Annotated in this window: 1 protein-coding gene; it reads right to left on the bottom strand. The window is 55.6% G+C overall.

Features of this window, described 5'->3' with window-relative positions; genetic code table 11:
* Positions 1–2: 2 nt before the first annotated feature.
* On the bottom strand, positions 3–556 hold a 554-nt coding region (locus tag ACTHUR_RS17035; protein ID WP_440399881.1), incomplete at its 5' end, for a type I glyceraldehyde-3-phosphate dehydrogenase.

Below are 556 nucleotides of genomic sequence, written 5' to 3' on the forward strand. Positions count from 1 at the left end.
GATTAGAACGGACGTACTTCCAAACCGAACATACGGCGCGCGGTGTTCAGCGTTTGGCAGCTGAAGCCCCACTCGTTGTCGTACCATGCGAACACTTTAACCATTTTGCCTGCGGTGACTTTAGTCAGCGTAGAGTCGAATGTGCTGGCTTGGGTAGTGTGGTTGAAGTCCATAGAAACCAGCGGCAGGGTATTGTAGGCCAATACGCCTTTCAGACGGCCTTCTTCGGAAGCGGCTTTCATCAGCGCGTTGATTTCTTCGGCGGAAGTGTCGCGGCCTGCTTGGAAGCTCAGGTCAACCAGGGAAACGTTGACGGTCGGTACGCGGATGGCGAGGCCGTCGAGTTTGCCTTTCAGGTCCGGCAATACCAAACCGCCGGCTTTTGCAGCGCCGGTTTTGGTCGGAATCATGTTTTCCACACCGCTACGCGCACGGCGCAGGTCTTTGTGGCGTACGTCGGTTACGGTTTGGTCGTTGGTCAGCGCATGGATGGTGGTCATCACGCCGTTTACGATACCGATGTTTTCGTTCAATACTTTGGCCACAGGTGCCAGGC

The sequence above is a fragment of the Neisseria sp. P0021.S007 genome (genome assembly GCF_051956855.1).